Below are 2718 nucleotides of genomic sequence, written 5' to 3' on the forward strand. Positions count from 1 at the left end.
AGTGTTAATAAATTTAGAGACAACTTGAAAGGCTTTGTAGAACAGATAGTTGGGAACCATGAGCCCTTAAAGGTAACTAGGCGAGCCGGTGACGATTTTGTTGTGATGAGTGCTGACGACTGGGAAAGAGAGCAAGAAACCTTATATGTTTTGCAGAATACTAACTTGATGAAGCAAATCGCTGACTCGGTAAAAACACATACTGACAATGAAGGTTATAAGCCAAGCAAGGAGGAGATGAGTGAGATCACTGGTCTTTGAGGGAAATACATGGCAAGAATATGAAACCTTAAGAGAAAACGATAAAAAGCTATATAAGGTACTGTGCCGACAACTTAAGGAAATGCTGCGTGGTAACCCTGCCGAAGGAACGGGAAAACCAGAACAACTTAAGCATAATTTATCGGGACTTTGGTCGAGACGTCTAAGCCAGAAAGACCGGTTAATTTATAAATACGACGATGAGTATATTTACATTTTTGCTATTGGTGGGCACTACGGCCAACACTAATAGGCCTTAACGCCCGGCTCACCGAGCAAATTTTATTGGCGGCATTTTTGGAACAAAAATGGTGACACTAAAATTTGTCCGGTGGAGCCGCTTGTTAAATGCTTGGATATGGAATAGCATAACAATACATATAAACAATGCGCATTAGGAGCAAATACCATGCGACCAAGTTTTGACCAGCAAGCGCCTAAGAAAGCTACTAACCTAACAGTAAACAGTGACCTTTTAAATCAAGCTAAAAGTTTGAAAATAAACTTATCAGCGACACTTGAACAAGCCTTGATTGTTCAAGTAAAAAAAGCACAACGCGAACAATGGCTTAAAGAAAATAAAGATGCTATTGACGAGCTGAACAAGTTGAGTGAAGAGAATGGTTTATTTTCTGACTCATTCAGGAGCTTTTAATGAGCCAATTTACGCTTTATTTGAACAAAGACAAAAGCAGTAAAAAAACATACCCCTATTTTGTTGATGTGCAAAACAACTTACTAAATGACTTGAATTCAAGACTAGTTATCCCGTTAACCCCTTCGAAAAAAGTTAACGAAAAAGTAGCTCAGAAGCTATGTCCTACAGTTAGAATTGAAGGAGAGGATTTCGTCCTCGTTACCAACCAAATGACAACTGTGCCTAAAACGCTTCTGAAATCCGAAGTAGACTCTCTAGAACATTATCGCTACCAAATCATTGATGCGATAGATATGTTGATTACTGGCATTTAACGCCAGCCGTAACCGGCGCATTTGTAGTGAGCAGCGCGAACGAAAAATGCCTCCGAGTTTACGGCATTGTTAGGTTTCGAATGCAATCTCTGCCTCCATAAACGTTACGGTACTTCCGTACAGTATGACTCGGTCGGCTTTGACTTCGCATGTAAGGCTGCCACCACGCTTAGAGACTTGCTTGGCGCTTAAAGTGCTTTTCCCAAGTTTACCAGCCCAGTACGGCGCAAGTTTGCAATGCGCTGCACCAGTAACGGGATCTTCGGGGATGCCAATTTTAGGAGCAAAGAATCTACTGACAAAATCCACATCGGAGCCCGGTGCGGTAACGATTACACCGCGAAAATCGAGTTGGCTAAGCAAAGAGTGGGTTGGTGTGATGGCTCGAACGATTGCCTCATTATCAAACACAGCTACGTAATCATCCGCGACCAATACCTCAATGGGGCACACACCAATGGCTTTAACCAAAGTTTCGGAAACCTCACAAGGAGTTAGTGCTAGCGCCGGAAAATCCATTTTTAGTTGATTGCCATCCTTTTCCACGCAAAGGTTGCCGCTACGCGTCTCAAAGATAATCGTTGGTTCAGTATGACCAAGAATTTCAAAGATGACATGAGCCGTTGCCAATGTGGCATGCCCACATAAATCAACCCCCTTAACAGGACTAAACCATCTTAAATTAAACCCAGTTTCTGTGGGCACGAAAAATGCTGTTTCAGATAAATTGTTTTCTTCTGCGATGGCTTGAAGCAATTCATCTTTCAGCCAGTTATCCAATGGACATACTGCCGCCGGGTTTCCCTCGAATGCACGGGTTGCAAAGGCATCAACTTGGTATTGTTTTATTTTCATATCCGATACTGTGTGATAAAAACCTAACGCCGCAATAAAGGGCGAGCGGCGCGCAGCAAAGCGAGTCCAGCCCACGGGCCCTTTCGTGGGCGATCTTTGATTGCTTGGTTATGTACTGTTGTCACGGAAAGGCCTCGATAATAGTGAGAATACCAACCAAGTTAAATATACAAATACTAAGTAAAAAATGCTAAATACAGACCCAAGCGCAAAAGTAGTGACCTGTGAACCTGTATGGACAGTATCTATTGTTGTTTGATGTTCTGGACCAATTTGAACATTTTCAGGTTTTGGTAACAAAGCTGCCACATCACTTTCTGAGAAAAACGCAATATTTAACAACCAATACGAAAACACCAAGAGAGTTGAGAATAATACGATACCAAAACGCTTGAATCGACCCTTTAAGTACTTTGAATTTAAGAATTGTAATATGAATGGGAATGTTAGAAATATTGCTAACAAAGCCACATAAGGTTGAAAGAATGTAAAAATAAGCTCGAACATTGTGACTAACTACTTTTCCTTGTATGTACATAGACATAATGACTCCCCACGTCCCAAAAGAGTGCTGACCTCCTATCGTGGGTTAGCAAAGCCAGAGCCATAATATATGTGTCATACCATATA

At 41.5% G+C, this 2718-nt stretch carries 5 protein-coding genes; 4 read left to right on the top strand and 1 reads right to left on the bottom strand.

The window, feature by feature from the left end:
- The 4 genes from A3766_RS19600 to A3766_RS19615 all read left to right on the top strand — a co-directional run.
- On the top strand, nt 1-261 hold a 261-nt coding region (locus A3766_RS19600), incomplete at its 5' end, for a type II toxin-antitoxin system Phd/YefM family antitoxin (protein ID WP_068642819.1).
- A complete protein-coding gene (locus A3766_RS19605; RefSeq protein WP_068516648.1) occupies nt 242-511 on the top strand; it encodes a Txe/YoeB family addiction module toxin in 270 nt (89 codons plus the stop codon). The genes A3766_RS19600 and A3766_RS19605, both read left to right, overlap by 20 nt.
- Before the next feature lie 159 nt (nt 512-670).
- Nucleotides 671-916: a type II toxin-antitoxin system CcdA family antitoxin gene (locus A3766_RS19610; RefSeq protein ID WP_068516651.1), complete on the top strand. Its 246-nt coding sequence runs from the start codon at nt 671-673 to the stop codon at nt 914-916.
- The gene (locus tag A3766_RS19615; protein ID WP_068516653.1) at nt 916-1233 is read left to right on the top strand and encodes a CcdB family protein; all 318 of its coding nucleotides are present in this window, start codon (nt 916-918) and stop codon (nt 1231-1233) included. Before A3766_RS19610 ends, A3766_RS19615 begins: the two co-directional genes overlap by 1 nt.
- A gap of 69 nt (nt 1234-1302) precedes the next feature.
- On the opposite strand, the gene A3766_RS19620 is transcribed toward A3766_RS19615, so the two are convergent.
- Nucleotides 1303-2163, bottom strand: a complete 861-nt coding sequence (locus A3766_RS19620; RefSeq protein ID WP_369808642.1) for a PhzF family phenazine biosynthesis protein — start codon at nt 2161-2163, stop codon at nt 1303-1305.
- Nucleotides 2164-2718: the final 555 nt, after the last annotated feature.

The organism is Oleiphilus sp. HI0132, from assembly GCF_001635845.1.

Bases quoted from the DNA above. Each gene is read 5' to 3' on its own strand.
- A3766_RS19610 (WP_068516651.1), top strand. From the start codon at position 671: ATGCGACCAAGTTTTGACCAGCAAGCGCCTAAGAAAGCTACTAACCTA.
- A3766_RS19615 (WP_068516653.1), top strand. From the start codon at position 916: ATGAGCCAATTTACGCTTTATTTGAACAAAGACAAAAGCAGTAAAAAA.